The 15,664-nt window shown below is 61.9% G+C and carries 12 protein-coding genes; 9 read left to right on the forward strand and 3 right to left on the reverse strand.

Annotated elements, in window-relative coordinates:
* The first annotated feature begins 206 nt into the window (after positions 1 to 206).
* A complete protein-coding gene (clsB, locus tag RUW20_RS08005; RefSeq protein WP_313951677.1) occupies positions 207 to 1,367 on the forward strand; it encodes a cardiolipin synthase ClsB in 1,161 nt (386 codons plus the stop codon).
* Here clsB and gluQRS read toward each other — a convergent pair.
* Complete coding sequence (gluQRS, locus tag RUW20_RS08010) at positions 1,349 to 2,296, reverse strand: tRNA glutamyl-Q(34) synthetase GluQRS (protein ID WP_313951678.1); 948 nt, start codon at positions 2,294 to 2,296, stop codon at positions 1,349 to 1,351. The two genes, clsB and gluQRS, sit on opposite strands and share 19 nt — an antisense overlap.
* Before the next feature lie 178 nt (positions 2,297 to 2,474).
* On the opposite strand from gluQRS, the gene argB reads away from it, so the two are divergent.
* The 4 genes from argB to RUW20_RS08030 all read left to right on the forward strand — a co-directional run bounded on the left by argB (position 2,475) and on the right by RUW20_RS08030 (position 8,549).
* Entirely contained in the window at positions 2,475 to 3,362 is an 888-nt protein-coding gene (gene argB / locus RUW20_RS08015; RefSeq protein ID WP_313951679.1) for an acetylglutamate kinase, read from the forward strand.
* A gap of 20 nt (positions 3,363 to 3,382) precedes the next feature.
* Positions 3,383 to 4,042 (forward strand): pyrimidine 5'-nucleotidase, encoded by a 660-nt coding sequence (locus RUW20_RS08020; protein ID WP_313951704.1) that lies wholly within the window; start codon positions 3,383 to 3,385, stop codon positions 4,040 to 4,042.
* A 196-nt stretch (positions 4,043 to 4,238) separates the two neighbouring features.
* Complete coding sequence (locus RUW20_RS08025; protein WP_313951680.1) at positions 4,239 to 7,472, forward strand: PAS domain S-box protein; 3,234 nt, start codon at positions 4,239 to 4,241, stop codon at positions 7,470 to 7,472.
* Between the two features lie 6 nt (positions 7,473 to 7,478).
* On the forward strand, positions 7,479 to 8,549 hold the full coding sequence (locus tag RUW20_RS08030) for an acyltransferase (RefSeq protein WP_313951681.1): 1,071 nt from the start codon (positions 7,479 to 7,481) through the stop codon (positions 8,547 to 8,549).
* On the opposite strand, the gene hemB is transcribed toward RUW20_RS08030, so the two are convergent.
* Positions 8,542 to 9,558: a porphobilinogen synthase gene (hemB, locus tag RUW20_RS08035; RefSeq protein WP_313951682.1), complete on the reverse strand. Its 1,017-nt coding sequence runs from the start codon at positions 9,556 to 9,558 to the stop codon at positions 8,542 to 8,544. The two genes, RUW20_RS08030 and hemB, sit on opposite strands and share 8 nt — an antisense overlap.
* A 184-nt stretch (positions 9,559 to 9,742) precedes the next feature.
* On the reverse strand, positions 9,743 to 10,447 hold the full coding sequence (gene yihA, locus RUW20_RS08040; protein WP_313951683.1) for a ribosome biogenesis GTP-binding protein YihA/YsxC: 705 nt from the start codon (positions 10,445 to 10,447) through the stop codon (positions 9,743 to 9,745).
* 122 nt (positions 10,448 to 10,569) lie between these two features.
* Here yihA and RUW20_RS08045 point away from each other — a divergent pair, with 122 nt between their 5' ends.
* From RUW20_RS08045 to ilvB, 4 genes are all read left to right on the forward strand, one after another.
* Positions 10,570 to 11,205, forward strand: a complete 636-nt coding sequence (locus RUW20_RS08045; RefSeq protein WP_313951684.1) for a c-type cytochrome — start codon at positions 10,570 to 10,572, stop codon at positions 11,203 to 11,205.
* A gap of 229 nt (positions 11,206 to 11,434) precedes the next feature.
* Positions 11,435 to 11,899 (forward strand): CBS domain-containing protein, encoded by a 465-nt coding sequence (locus tag RUW20_RS08050; RefSeq protein WP_313951685.1) that lies wholly within the window; start codon positions 11,435 to 11,437, stop codon positions 11,897 to 11,899.
* Between the two features lie 372 nt (positions 11,900 to 12,271).
* Positions 12,272 to 13,543 carry a cation:proton antiporter gene (locus RUW20_RS08055; RefSeq protein ID WP_313951686.1) on the forward strand — a complete coding sequence of 424 codons (1,272 nt, stop codon included), beginning with the start codon at positions 12,272 to 12,274 and terminating at the stop codon, positions 13,541 to 13,543.
* A 401-nt stretch (positions 13,544 to 13,944) separates the two neighbouring features.
* The gene (gene ilvB, locus RUW20_RS08060) at positions 13,945 to 15,663 is read left to right on the forward strand and encodes an acetolactate synthase large subunit (protein ID WP_313951687.1); all 1,719 of its coding nucleotides are present in this window, start codon (positions 13,945 to 13,947) and stop codon (positions 15,661 to 15,663) included.
* The last annotated feature ends 1 nt before the right edge of the window (position 15,664 follow it).

A 15,664-nucleotide genomic window follows, 5' to 3' on the forward strand; every position in this document is an offset into this window, starting at 1 on the left:
GCCGTGGTCGTCAGCCGGCGGGCACCGGCGGTACTCTGCAGGTGGCTGGACGAGTGCGCCTAAACCATTGACAATTAGTGGGCCGCGTCAGTCTTGGCGATGGTGGGTCGATCGATTGGTGCTGCCAGTCGTCGCCATGAAGGTTTTCTTGAAGTTCAGCAGGCAAATGATGGTCATCAAGCTGTTTGCGTGTCGGCGCTGACCCGATGGCTACCAAGTTCCTGAGTGGCAACCGGTTGACGTTGCTGAACAGCGGCGCCGAGTATTTTCCCGACTTGATCAGGGCAATTGACGGCGCGCGGTCTGACGTTCACCTTGAAAGCTATATCTTCGAGGACGACGCTACCGGTCACGCCGTTGCCGAGGCGATGGCCAATGCCGCTCGACGCGGCGTCACGGTTCGTGTTCTCGTAGACGGCTTCGGCGCTCGAGGGTTTGCCGATCGCCTGCAACCTGTGCTGGTCGAGGCCGGCGTTCAGGCGATGGTCTACCGACCCGACATTGCGCGTTTTCAGTTGCGTCGCCATCGCCTGCGTCGTCTGCACCGCAAGCTGGCCGTGATCGACGGAGAGATCGCCTTTATCGGCGGGATCAACGTCATTGACGACCTCAATACGCCGTACCAGATTCCACCGCGCTACGACTACGCGGTTCGCGTCGAAGGACCGCTACTGGCACCGATTCAGCAGGCGCAGCATCGCCTCTGGGAAATCGTGGTGTGGGCGAAACTGAATCGTCGTTACCGCGTGACGAAAACGGCGCCGACCGACCTGGAACCGCGCGGAGAGCAGACGGCAGCTTTTTTGGTGCGCGATAACCTGCTCCACCGGCGTGACATTGAGGAGGCGTATCTCGAGGCGATCAACGCTGCGCAGGAAGACATTGTTCTCGCCAATGCCTATTTCCTGCCCGGACGTCGTTTCCGGAAGGCGCTGCACGGCGCCGCCAAACGAGGCGTACGGGTGGTCATCCTGCTGCAGGGGCGGGTCGAGTATCGTCTGATGCACTACGCCACGCAGGCGCTGTACGGTAGATTGCTCGGTGCCGGTATCCGCGTTTTCGAGTACCGGCGCAGCTTCCTGCACGCCAAGGTCGCGGTCATCGACGGTTACTGGGCGACGGTGGGCTCGTCGAACATCGATCCTTTCAGCCTGTTGCTGGCCAGGGAAGCCAACATCGTCGTCAAGGATGCCTCGTTCGCCGAAACTTTACGGCAGAGTCTTGATGAGGCGATGCGCAACGGTGCCCGCGAGTTGCCGGTCGACAGCTGGAAACGCTTACCGTGGCATTCTCGCCTGCTGCGCTGGGCCAGCTACAATCTGGTGCGCGTTCTGGTCGGTATCGCCGGCTACGGCGGCAAGCGCTGACCGGGAAATACGCTACGCAGCGCGGGTACGCGCGCGATCGACCAGGCCGCAATTGCCCAGGGCCAGAAGTCGGTCAGTGGTCCGGCGCGGATATCCGCCGGCACCGGGTGACCAAGAAACTCGAGCGCCGCCGCCAATACCGCGCTGCCAGCGGCAGGATCGACTGCCGCCGCCAGCGTTTGCTTGGACAGCTTCTCGCCCGCGGCGTTGGTCACGACCGGCAGGTGCGCGTAACTTGGCGTCGGCAGCTGAAGGCGTTGCTGCAGCCAAATCTGGCGCGGCGTCGAGTCGAGCAGGTCGACGCCGCGAACGACCGCGTTGATCCCTTGCGCCGCGTCGTCGGTGACAACCGCCAGCTGGTAGGCGAACTGTCCGTCGGCACGCAGCAGAATGAAGTCGCCGACGGCCCGTTCGAGGTTCTGCTGCTGACGCCCCTGCACCCGATCATCGAAGGCGATTACCCGGTCCGGTACGCGCATCCGCCAGGCGCGTGCGGCGCGGCCGCCGGCGAGGCCGGTACGGCAGCTTCCCGGGTAAACCAGGCCGCCGTCGATAGATGCCGGCGGCGAGCTGGCGGCGATCTCGCGTCGCGAGCAAGCGCAGGGGTAAACGTCGCCGTCGAGTTGCAGGCGGACCAGGGCGGCGTGGTAGAAATCCAGGCGCCGGCTCTGGATCAGAACTTCTCCATCCCATGCGAAGCCGAAGGCATCAAGCGTTCGCAGGATTCCGTCGGCAGCCCCGGGCACGGTCCGTGGCTGGTCTACGTCCTCGATGCGCAGCAGCCACTCGCCTTTGCTGGCGCGGGCGTCGAGATGGCTTCCGACGGCGGCGACCAGTGAACCGAAGTGCAAGGGGCCCGTCGGCGAGGGCGCGAATCGGCCACGATAGGGCGGCTGGGCAGGGCGGTCGTCCGGCACTGAAAAATCCATTTCTGGTCGGGTTCAGAGGCTGCCGCAGGGTGGTGCCGTGGCCGCCGGGCGGCGACAATAGGGCGCCGCGTGTCGGCCGGTTGTCAGCTTCGAACGTTTCATCCTGATCGGCGTACGCCGCCTTTGTGTTTCCAGCCGCGCCGCGTAGAATCCGCCGCTTGTCAGGAAGGACTTGAGCATGAACGATCGTTCGATCACCCCCGCCAACGAAGCAGCCATTCTCGCCGAGGCGCTACCGTACATCAAACGTTTTCACGGCAAGACCATCGTCGTCAAGTACGGCGGCAACGCCATGACCGACGAGCATCTCAAGCAGTGTTTTGCGCGTGACGTGGTGCTGCTCAAGCTGGTCGGAATGCATGTGGTGGTGGTCCATGGCGGCGGCCCGCAGATTGAAAACCTACTCGCCCGGGTGGGCAAGAAAGGGCAGTTCATCCAGGGCATGCGGGTCACCGACGCCGAAACCATGGACATCGTCGAAATGGTCCTCGGCGGCCAGGTCAACAAGGATGTCGTCAATCTCATCAACCAGGCGGGTGGCAAGGCAGTGGGTCTGACCGGCAAGGATGGCAGCTTCATTCGCGCCAAGAAGCTGTTGCTGCCGAACCGCGACAATGCCGAGGACCTGATCGACGTTGGCCAGGTTGGCGACATCACGCAGATCGACCCCTCCCTGATCGGACACCTGGAGTCGGGTGGCTTTATTCCGGTGGTGGCACCGATCGGTGTCGGCAAAGGCGGGGAGACCTTCAATATCAACGCCGACGTGGTCGCCGGCAAGATCGCCGAAATCCTCAAGGCCGAGAAGCTGGTTTTGCTGACCAACACGCCCGGCGTCCTCGATCAGCGTGGCCAGTTGATCACCGGTATGACACCGAACGAGATCGACGACATGGTCGCCGATGGAACGCTCTCGGGCGGCATGCTGCCCAAAATCAGTTCGGCGCTCGATGCCGCGCGCAACGGCGTCAAGAGCGTGCACATCATCGATGGCCGCGTCGAGCACGCGCTGTTGCTGGAGATCCTCACCGATCACGGCGTCGGTACGATGATCAAGTCCCACTGATTCCGGGGATTCTCCTGACAATCGGCTCTCCGGTCTGGCTCTTCGATCTCGACAATACCCTGCACGACGCCAGCCCGCACATTTTCCCGCACATCAACCGCTCGATGGTGGCGTATATTCGGGACCATCTGGGGGTGGACGCGGAGCAGGCGACCAAGATCCGGCAGGATTATTGGCAGCGCTATGGCGCGACGCTGCTCGGCATGATGCGTCATCACGGTACCGATCCACACCATTTCCTCTGGCACACCCATCAGTTTCCCGACCTCAAGCGCCTGCTGGTTTGGGAGCGTGGACTGAAAGCCATGCTTGGCCGCCTGCCGGGGCGCAAGATCGTCTTTTCCAACGCGCCGGCGCGCTATAGCGAGGCAGTACTCGAACTCATCGGCATCCGGAGCTGTTTCGACGCCGTCTATTCCGTCGAGCGTATCCGCTTTCAACCCAAACCGGCTGTCGGCGGCTTCCGCCACCTGCTGCGCAGCGAGCGTCTTGCTGCCGGCCGCTGCATCATGGTTGAAGACGCGCTTCCCAACCTGCGGACCGCCAAGCGGCTGGGCATGAAAACGGTATGGGTGAGCGCCTCCACGCGCCAGCCAGCCTGGGTGGACAGGAGGCTGGTTTCGATTCTTGACCTGCCGCGCTGTCTGCGGCGCTGGTGGTCAGCGAAGCGCCTGCCTTGATGGTAACCGCGCGGCCAGGCCGCGGACAGGGTCTCGCCGGGCGACGCACGTACCGGTCACGCTCAGCGGGCTGTCGGCCTGTTGATCACTACTCGGGTGCACCTTCCGTCGGGCAGACCGTATTCCGCGACTATCCGGATACCGTGATCCTCCTCAGTCGTGTAGACTTCGCGCGCGAAATTTTTTGTCTGCCGCCATGAGAGAGTCCGGGTCACTGGAACAGCAGCTGCTTGAATACAAAGCCATCCTCGAGCATTCGGGGATTGCCGTGGTGTGCACGCGCAACCGCAGTGTGTACCGCTGCAACCCGCGCGCCGAGGAGCTTTTCGGCTGGGCGGCGGGAACGCTCGTCGGTCAACCGGACCTCGTCTTCTATCCGGACCGTGCGGCTTGTGAAGCGCTGCGCGGGGAAGCTCGGCGGCCGCTGAGGGTTGGCGAGACACTGGAACTCGAAACGCGTTTGGCTCGCCGCGACGGCGGCACCTTTGTTGCCCACCTCATTGCCCGGGCGATCGATCCGTCGGCGCCGCGCGAGGGGTCGGTGTGGATCGTTCGCGACATCACCCAGGAAGTGAACGGACGGGAGGCCAGCGCGCGCCTGCTACGCGAACAACAGCTCATCTTCCAGAACGCGGAAACCGGCATCGTGATCCTGCGCGACCGCGTCATCCAGCGCTGCAACCGGCGGTTCGCCGAGCTCATGGGTTACACACCAGACGAATTGATCGGCAAGTCGACGCGCATCTACTACCCCAGCGACGAAGCGTGGCGTGAAACCGGCCAGCAGGCGTATGAGGCGATTACCAGGACCGGCATCTATCACGGTGATACGGTGTTCTACCGGCGCGATGGGACGCGGATCTGGAGCCACATCACCGGCAGTATGATCAACCCGGCCAAGCCTGACGAAGGCTATATCTGGCTGTACGAGGATGTGACCGAGAAGCGCCAGGCGAGCCGCGCCATGGATGCGCTGCTGCGCGAACAAACGCTGATCTTCGAACGTGCCCCGATCGGCATCGCCTTCCTGCGCGATCGCATCATCCAGCGCTGCAATCCCGGCTTCGAGCGCATCTTCGGTTACCTGCCAGGGCAGTTGATCGGACAGTCCACGCGCCTTTTCTTCGCCAGTGAGGCGGTCTGGCGCGATGCCGGCGAGCGCAGTCATCCGGTTATCGACGAGTTCGGAAAGTTCATCGGTACCGTGGAGTATCGCAAGGCCGATGGCTCTGTCGTCTGGTGCCAGGTTACGGGTAGCTTGCTCAACCCAGAAAACGCGGACGAAGGCCATGTCTGGTTGTTCGAAGACGTCACTGCTCGCCGCGACGCCGAATACGCCCTGCGGCAGAGCCATATCGAACTCGAGCGACGAGTTGCCGAGCGGACCATAGAGCTGTCGCAGCAGCTCGATTTCATGCGCCAGCTGGTTGAGGCCATTCCCGGTCCGGTATTCTACAAGAACCGGGAAGGGCGCTATCTCGGCTGCAATCAGGCCTTTCTCGAAATGATCGGCAAGGCGCGTAGCGAAGTGGTCGGCGCCACGGTCTACCACGTTTCGCCTCGTGAGCTGGCCGATCGCTACATGGCCGCCGACGAAGAGCTGTTTCAGCGCTCCGGTTCACAGGTCTACGAAGCCCAGGTGTTGCACGCTGACGGCAAATACCGCGATGTGGTTTTTCACAAGGCCGTTTATGGCGCTCTCGGAGAACCTGCCGCCGGTCTGGTCGGCATCATGCTTGACATCACCGATCGCAAGCGACTGGAGCAGCGCCTGCAGCAGGCGGCGACGGTCTTCGACAGTAGCGCAGAAGGGATCACCATTACCGCCCCGGATGGCACGATCATCGCGGTTAACAGAGCTTTCACCGAGATTACCGGTTACAGCGAAGATGAGGTTGTCGGGCGTAATCCACGCTTCCTGCAGTCCGGACTTCAGGATCGAGAGTTCTACCGCGGGATGTGGCGCGCGCTTGGCGCTGGTGGGCGTTGGCGGGGTGAAATCTGGAACCGGCGCAAGGACGGTCAGGAGTTTCTGGAGTCGCTGACGATCAGCGCCGTCAAGGATCCGGGGGATCGGGTGACGCACTACGTTGGCGTTTTCTCCGACATCACCGAACTGCGCAAGGCGCACGATCAGCTTGCTCACCAGGCGCATCACGACCCCCTGACCGGCTTGCCCAACCGCTTGCTGCTTGGCGACCGATTGCACAAGGCGCTGCAACGCGCCCACCGCGACGCGAGAGGGCTGGCGGTCCTGTTCATCGACCTTGATCGATTCAAGAACATCAACGATACCCTCGGTCATCACGTCGGCGACCGCGTTCTGTGCGAAGTCGCACGACGCCTCAGCCGCTTGATGCGTGAAGCGGACACGGTCGGCCGCCTCGGGGGCGACGAGTTTCTCATTCTCATCGAGGACATCGCCGACCTCGCGGTTGTCTCGCACATTGCCGACAAGATTCTCGCTACCCTGCAGGATTCTCCGGTGACGGTGGAGCAGGAGTTCTTCGTCGGCGCCAGCATCGGCATCAGCCTTTTTCCTCAGGACGGAGCCGAAGCCGAAACGCTGATGAGAAATGCCGACGTCGCGATGTACCGCGCCAAGGAGCGGGGCCGGAACGCCTATGAGTTTTTCACCCAGGACCTGACCCGCTCTTCGCTGGCGCGCCTGCAAATGGAGACTGATTTGCGGCGCGCGATCGAGCGCGACGAGTTGAGGGTCTTCCTGCAGCCACAGTTTTCCCTGATAACCGGAAAAATGGTCGGCGCCGAAGCCCTGGTGCGCTGGATGCGTCCCGGTCAGGGTCTGGTGCTGCCCGGGGAGTTCATCAAGCTGGCCGAGGAATCAGGACTGATCGTCCCGATCGGCGAATGGGTGCAGAAGACCGCGGCCTGCCAGTGGGCGGCATGGGTCTGCGCAGGTCTCGAGCCGGGCGTCCTGTCGATCAACGTTTCTGGCGTCGAATTCGCGCGTGGCCGGATCCAGGAGACCGCTCGCAAGACGCTCGAGGCATCGAGATTGCCGGCGCAGTTCATTGAGCTGGAAATCACCGAAAGCGCCATCATGAGTCAGACCGAGGGGAGCGTCCAGGTTCTGGATAACCTGCGGGCAATGGGACTGAGCCTGGTGATTGACGATTTTGGCACCGGTTATTCCTCGCTCGCCTACCTCAAACGGTTACCGCTCAACAAGCTGAAAATTGACCAGAGTTTTGTTCGTGGGCTACCTGGCGGCACGGAAGACTGCGCAATTACCCGGGCGGTGATCGCGCTAGCCCATAGCTTGCAACTGACGGTGATTGCCGAAGGTGTCGAGAACGCTGCACAGTGCCAATTCCTGACTGGCGAAGGCTGCGACGAGATGCAGGGTTACCTGCGCGGCAAGCCGATGCCGTTCGACGAATTCCAGAACCTCTTTCTCAAGGGCTGAGCGACCGTGACCAAGCATTCTCCCCGGCTGCCATTCATCGATGCGCTGAAGGCGGTGGCCTTGCAGTTGATCATCCTCCATCACCTGGCCTTCTACGGGCCGATGTCCGACCACGCCTACTCACTGGCCCCCGACCTGTTCTCCTGGATGAGCCAACATGCGCGCAGCGCGGTGCAGGCTTTCCTGGTGATCGGCGGATTCCTCGCCGCGCGCAGCCTTGCCCCAGCCGGCGTGTTGATATCGCTGCAGCCGCTTGGGTCCTTGCGCAAACGCTACCTGAAGCTGGTCACACCTTATTTGGCCGCCCTGTTGATTGGTCTGGCGTGTGCCGCCATCGCCCGCATGCTGATGACGCACGACTCGATTCCCGGCCGGCCGACGCTGCCGCAAGTCGCCGCGCACGTGCTACTGCTGCAAGGCATTCTGGGTTACGAGGGCCTGTCGGCTGGCGTCTGGTACGTGGCCATCGATTTCCAGCTGTTTGCCTTACTGCTCGGTATCCTGTGGCTGGCACGTGCTCTCGGCCGCCGCCGTGGCGTAGCCGTCGTCGGCACGCTGCTGGCGGCCAGCCTGGCGCTCGCCTCGCTGTACTACTTCAACCGCGATTCGGCCTGGGACAGTTGGGCAGTGTATTTCTTTGCTTCCTATGCGCTGGGTGCGCTGACCTACTGGGCAACAAACCAGAAACGGGCGGCTGGATGGCTGTTGCTGATCATCGTGACCGTCATCGCCGCACTGCTCCTTGACTACCGCCCACGGATCGCCGTGGCGCTGGCTGTGGCGATGGCGCTTGGCCTGGCCCGCCGCCATGGGGTGCTCGAAACCTGGCCCCGGTCGCACGTCATTGCCTACCTTGCCGAGATTTCCTACTCCGTTTTTCTGATTCACTTCCCGATCTGTCTGCTCATCAATGCCTTGTTCTCCCGCTTTGCGCCCGCCGAACCCGGAGTCCAACTCGTCGGTGTGCTCCTGGCATGGTTGGCCAGTCTCGCCGCCGGGGCACTTTTCTATCATTTTGTCGAAAGCCCGGGGCAAAAGGGGTTCTCGCGACCGCGTGCGGCTTCCGGTTTTACCTAGAGGCCGCGAGCCACGCTGCCGCCGATAGCGCGAAGTAACTCAGGACGCCGTCGGCACCAGCCCGCTTGAAGGCCAGCAGGCTTTCGAGAACGCAAGCCTGCTCGTCGAGCCAGCCATTCCGGGCAGCCGCCTTGAGCATGGCGTACTCGCCGCTGACCTGATAGACGTAGGTCGGTACTTCGAATGTTTCCTTGACCCGCCGGACGATGTCGAGGTACGGCATTCCCGGTTTTACCATCACCATGTCGGCCCCTTCGGCGAGGTCCAGCGCTACTTCACGCAGCGCTTCGTCGCTGTTGGCCGGGTCCATCTGATAGGTGTGCTTGTTGCCCTTGCCGAGGTTGCCGGCTGAGCCGACGGCATCACGGAAGGGGCCGTAGAAGCTCGACGCGTACTTGGCCGAGTACGCCAGGATGCGTGTCTGTATCTGCTTCGCGGCGTCAAGCTCGTAACGGATGCGGGCGACCCGACCGTCCATCATGTCGGAGGGCGCCACGATGTCGGCACCTGCCTGCGCATGCACCAGTGCCTGCCGGGCGAGGACTTCGAGCGTTTCATCGTTCAGGACATAGCCGGACGGGTCGTCGGCGTCGATCAAGCCGTCCTGCCCGTGGCTGGTGTAGGGGTCGAGGGCGATATCGGTGATCACCCCCAGTTCGGGAAACTCCTTCTTCAGCGCAGCGACGGTCCGCGGCACCAGCCCATCGGGGTTGTATGCTTCTTCGGCCCCCGGCGTCTTCCCGGCGCTGTCGATCACCGGGAACAGGGCCAACGCGGGAATGCCGAGCGTCAGAGCGAGCTCCGCGGTCTTCAGTAGCCGATCCAGGCTCTGCCGCTCAACGCCCGGCATTGATGCGATCTGCTCGCTACGGTTGGCGCCGTCGAGCACGAAGACCGGGTAAATCAGGTCATCGGCGGTCAGTCGCGACTCGCGCATCAAGCGCCGGGAAAAATCGTCGCGGCGCATGCGGCGCAGGCGTGTAACGGGGAAGCTGCCGGCGTAACTCATAGGACTCACTTCGATCAAATAGACACGATTGACGAAAAAAATGCGACCCGGGGAACTATCGCCAGGGACTTGGCTCTTAACAAGCGGATGGCTTGGCCATCCCCCGCTTCACCTCCCTGAGCGGGTGCCTTATTCCTGTAAGGCATGTTGCCCCCGGCCCCCCTTTGCCGGGGGCTTTTTTTGCTCAATGCGCTTTGCCAGAACGCCGAGCGCTCCACCCGATGGCGCTGCGTTTCTTGGGACGGGCCGTCTTTTCGCTTGCCAGTCCCGTCGGCGGTAGTCGCTCTTCGGTGATTTCCAGGCCTAGCCACTCGCCGAGTACCGCTTCTGCCTCGCGGACGCCCGACTTCTGCAAACTTGAAAACAGTTGCTGGGTGCAGTTGCCGCCAATCTCGGCCAGCACAGCCTTTACCTCCTGAAGAGTCACGGCCTGTTGCTGGCGGGTCAGCTTGTCAGCCTTGGTCAGCAAGACGTGAATCGGTTTGCCGGTCACTGCGAACCAGTCGAGCATCTGTAGGTCGAGTTCGGTGAGAGGATGGCGACTGTCCATGATCAGGATCAACCCACGGAGCGCTTCACGGTAGCGCAGGTAGGGCGCGAGCAAGCCTTCCCATTGGCTGCGGATTTCCTCAGGCGCCTTGGCGAAGCCGTAACCCGGCAGGTCGACGAAGTATTTGCCCTGTTCAAGCTGGAAATAATTCAGATGCTGCGTGCGCCCCGGTGTTTTGGAGACAAACGCCAACCGCGTGTGGTTGGCCAGCGTGTTGATCGCCGAAGATTTGCCGGCATTCGAGCGTCCGGCAAACGCGACCTCGCACTGCGAATCGGTAGGCAAGTCACGCAGGTCGGCAACGGTGGTGCTGAAAGCTGCTTTCTGGAAGAGGGGCATGGCGGAACCCGAGAGTAGGTGGACAGGTACGTGTCCAGACGGCAAACTAATATAGAATATCAGGTTTGTCGCTTGGCTTCGCCGGCCTCAGATCAGTCATTGTTGTCAATGGGAGTTTGGACATGATTCGTACAACGGCACTTGCGCTTCTCCTGGTCGCCAGTTTACCCGCCCTGGCCACAGAACGGGCGCCCGCAAAGGTTGACCTGGCAAAAGCCCAGGAAATTGCCGAGGGCCTCTGCGTTGCCTGCCACGGTGCCGATGGCAACAGTCCGACGTCGGCCAATCCGATCCTTGCTGGCCAGATGCCGGAGTATCTGTACAAGCAGCTGAGCAACTTCAAATCGGTCGACGGAAAGCCACCGCTGCGCGATAACGCGATCATGGGTGGCATGGTCGCAGCACTGTCGGACGAAGATATGAAGAGCTTGTCGGTGTATTTCTCGCAGCAGAAAATGAAGCCTTCGGTGGCCAAGGACGAAAAGCTCCTTAGCGAAGGCCGGGCGCTGTGGCGCAAGGGCGATTTTGACAAAGGTATTCCCGCGTGTGCCGGCTGTCACGGCCCCGCCGGTGCCGGTCTGCCGGTACAGTATCCGCGTCTGGCAGGGCAGTACGCAGAATATACGGTGAACCAGTTGAAGACTTTCCGCAGTCATGAGCGGGCCAACGATTCGGAGAAAATGATGCGCGTTATTGCCGGCAAGCTCTCCGACCCGCAGATCAACGCGGTCGCCGAGTATGTTGCCGGTCTGCGCTAACAAGAGAGCTTACAGCCATCTGGCGCGGCGGGCGGCCCCGCCGCTGGGCAGTTGCCTGCCCGATGATCGCGCCACAAGAGGCGGTAGCTATCTAGCAGCTCGTCTTACGGATTTTGGCACTACCGGTACGGGCCCGATGAACCAGTTCCTGGTTTGACGGTGGCGCTGCTGGGCTGCAGGCAGTACACTTTGATCGTGTTAGTGACTTCCTGACCTGAAAGGACGCTTCATGAAGACACTTAGGCAAATCCTCGAAAGCAAGAGTGGGCTGTTGGCCACAGTTTCGCCAGACGACTCCGTGCTCAAGGCATTGCAGGTGATGGCCGAACACAATGTCGGTGCGGTTCTGGTCATTGATCAGGAACAGCTCCTCGGCATATTCTCGGAGCGAGATTACGCCCGCAAAATGATCCTTCGCGGCAAGTCGTCGAAGGATACCCGGGTGCGCGACATCATGAGTGGCAAGGTGCTCTACGTGACGCCCAAGCAGACGGTCGATGAGTGCATGGCGATCATGACCGAGCGACACTTCCGCCATTTGCCGGTTCTTGACGACGACCAGAAGGTCATCGGCATCGTTTCCATCGGCGATGTGGTCAAGGAAATGATCTGCGAACAGCAGTTCATCATCGAGCAGCTGGGACAGTACATCGCCGGTTCAGCAATTGCCGCGCCCTTGACCCCTCCAGGCTAGCAACTCAATCACTCTTCCCTCATCGGGGGCGAGAGACTGTCTTCGCTGCCGCGGGAGCACGCTTCCGCGGCTCGTCGTTGCATTTGCAGTTCTCTTCCGCGCCCGTGTGCCGTGTCCGCCAAACGCCGGTTTGCAGGCGGAAGGGTGTGCGTGTGCTGCGTCGACCCATCCCGAGCGTGGCGATACTCATTGGTCAAGGTGGTCTGACGAACAGTGCTTTTGCGGACGCTTCGTTGCGCAAGGTGAAGGCGGTGTCGGCGAGCGCGACGACCATAAAGAGTGGCCCATATCGTTTTCTCGTTGCCCTGAAGCGCCACGGATTCCGGCGCCATGGGCTGCGTTTCCGACACTCGTTATGCATCGAATTGAACCGTGACCTATCCCACCATCCTTAGCGCTTCCCTGTTCCTGCTCATCGTCTTCTCTGTCGAGCGCCTCTGCCGGCGCTGGGGCGTACCTTCGGTTATTGTCTTGGTCGCCAGCGGACTCGCTGCACGGCCGATGCTTGACTCCCTTGAGGTGACGCTCGGTTGGGCCGGCACACTGGTGCCCATCGTCGGCACCATCGGTCTCGTGCTGATCGTGCTGGAAGGTGCGCTGGACATCGAGTTGCGGCGCGAGCGTTTGCGCTTGATCGGGGCCACCTTTTTCCTGGCCACGGCCGGATTCATCATCGCCGTCCTCATCTTTGCCGCTGCCGTCCGGTTCGCGCTCGACCTCAGCGCTGTGCAGTCCGTTCTGCTGGCCACGGCAGTCGCCGTCATCAGCAGTGCGGTGGCGATTCCTGGCAGCGCTTTTCTCCCGCCCAAGGCGCGCGAGTTCATTGTGTACGAGAGTTCGATGTCGGACATCATCGGGGTCTTGGTGTTTTTTTCGCTGCTGCATTCGGACGGCAGTATCAAGGGCGCAGTACTGGCGCTGTTGGGCGGCGGCATACTGTCTCTACTGCTTTCCATGTTGTGTGCTCTGGTGCTGATGGTGGTGCTGTTGCGCGTGTCTGGGCCGATCCGCTTCGTACCGCTGCTGGCGGGTCTGTTCGCGCTCTACGCCACCGGCGAACTGTTGCACCTCTCGCCACTGATTATGGTGTTGTTTCTCGGGCTGCTGCTCAACAAGCCATCGCTGGTTACCCGTTTCCCGCCGATCCGTTCGTGGGTCAGCAGCGACTACGAATCAACCTTGTCGGAGTTCAGAATCCTGGTGGTGGAGTTGACCTTCGTCGTGCGGGGGTTTTTCTTCGTGCTGCTCGGCTACTGGACCGATCTGTCCGATCTCGCTTATCCCGAGGCCTGGATTGGCGCCGCCCTGGTGCTGCTGGTTATCTATGGCAGTCGTTTTGTCCTGCTGCGGCTGATGCTGGGTCCGGCCGCGGCCGGGCCTTTGATGTGGATCGCGCCGCGTGGTCTGATCACCGTCCTTCTCTTTCTTCATGTTCGCGAGGCTTTTTCACTGCCGAGCTATCTCAATGGTTCGGTAATTCTGGTGGTATTGACCACCTCGGCACTAATTCTGGTCGCCAGTTTTCAGGTTGGCCGTCAGCTACGCGCTCCACCCGACGCGCCGCCCTTGCCTGACCCCCCGGACGACGAGGCGACCGCATCGAGCGGCGACGACGCGGCCCCCGATGCGCGCGAGCGGGCATGAATGCGCTTGTTGGTTGATGGCGATCACCCAGCCGCACCGCCCTCCGCGCAGTTGTCAAAGGGCAGGCCTGGACCGAGAAACCCGATCGGAAGCGAACCGAGGCTTGCTATTTCTTGGGTGCTCGGTTCTAATCAGTCCTTGGCTTTAGTGACCTCGACCTGACGACAATGCCGCGCTCCGATGACCTTGCTGATTTTCGACTTGCTCCTGCGGGAGCGGCGGTGATCGTTGCGGTTGGCGCTTCGCTGGTAGGCGAAGTACGTGTGGTACGCGTACTAGCTGGCGCACCGTCGAGGGCCGGAACACGATAAGTCGAGATTAGAAGAACGACCGCAGATTCCAGAAACCCCCGCCGGTGCTAGCCGGACGGGGGTTTCGCTTTTCTGGACCAACGCTCGGTGATGCCCGACGCGACAGTCTTTTTTAAGGAGAGTCCCTTGCCCAAGCAACTACCCGAAAACCTCACCGGGGCGCAGATCGTCGTGCGCCTGCTGGAACGACAGGGCGTTCGTACGCTGGCCGGCATCCCCGGCGGTGCAATTTTGCCGATCTACGACGCCTTGTCGCAGTCGGCGCTGATCCATCACGTTCTTGCTCGTCATGAGCAGGGCGGCGGTTTCATGGCGCAGGGGATGGCTCGTGCGACCGGTGTAGCGGCGGTGTGCCTGGCCTCGTCGGGGCCAGGGGCGACCAACCTGCTGACGGCGATTGCCGATGCCAAACTGGATTCGATTCCGCTGGTGGCGATTACCGGGCAGGTACCACGCGCAATGATTGGTACCGATGCCTTCCAGGAAGTCGACACCTACGGTCTGAGCATCCCGATCACCAAGCACAATTTTCTGGTCGGCTCGGCCGACGATCTCCTGGATGTCGTGCCACGTGCCTTCCGCATCGCTGCCTCGGGTCGTCCCGGACCGGTATTGATCGATATTCCGAAGGACGTGCAGAATCAGTTGGTCGAGGTCAGCGAGTGGCCAGAACCAGGGCGTGCCGATGTCGTCCCGCTGCCGGATCAGGCGGCGATCCAGGTGGCCGCGGCAATGATCAACGAGGCCAGGAAGCCGATTCTCTACCTCGGTGGCGGGGTCGTGCATTCGGGCGCCGCCGCAGGCGCCGTGGCGCTGGCTGAAAAGGCCGGGCTGCCGACAGTGATGACCTTGATGGCACTCGGCGCGATGCCGGCCGAGCATCCGCTGTCACTCGGCATGCTCGGCATGCATGGCGCCCGCTACACCAATCTCGCGCTCGACGAGTGCGATCTGCTGGTCGCCGTCGGTGCCCGCTTCGACGACCGGGCGACGGGCAAGGTCGCAGGGTTCTGTCCGCAGGCGAAGATTGTGCATATCGATATCGATCCCTCGGAACTCGACAAGATCAAGACCGCCCACGTCGGCATTGCCGGTGATGTTCGCGCCGTTCTGCAAATGCTCGTGCCAGGCGTCGAGTTCCAGCAGCGCCATGCCTGGCTGTCGCGCGTGGCCAGCCTGAAGGCCGATCATCCGCTGCGCCTGCCGGGCATCGACGACCCACGTACGCCCTACGGGCTGATCCGTGCGGTCGCCGATTGCCTCGACGACGAAGCGACGATCACCACCGATGTCGGTCAGCATCAGATGTGGGTGGCGCAAGCCTACCCCTTGCGTCGACCGCGCCAGTGGTTGACCTCCGGCGGCCTCGGTACGATGGGCTTTGGCATGCCGGCAGCCATTGGTGCTGCACTCGCCGAGCCGCAACGGACGGTGGTCTGTTTTACTGGCGACGGCAGCATTCTGATGAATGTGCAGGAACTGGTGACCGCTGCCGAGGAGAACGTCAACGTCAAAATCGTGCTGATGAACAATTCGTCGCTGGGCCTGGTTTTTCAGCAACAGACGATGTTTTACGGCGAACGCATTTACGCCTCGAAGTTCAAGGGCATGCCCGACTTCGTTCGCGTTGCCGAGGGCTTCGGGGTGGCGGCCATTGATCTCGACAAGGAGAGCGACCCACTTGCGGCGTTGGCCGCCGCTTTGTCCACACCCGGGCCGATGCTGATCCATGCCAGCATCGCCACCCATGAACAGGTATTGCCCATGGTGCCACCCGGCGCCGCCAACAAGGACATGATTGGAGGCTGAA

The sequence above is a fragment of the Accumulibacter sp. genome (assembly GCF_032229525.1).
Taxonomy (GTDB): Bacteria; Pseudomonadota; Gammaproteobacteria; order Burkholderiales; family Rhodocyclaceae; genus Accumulibacter.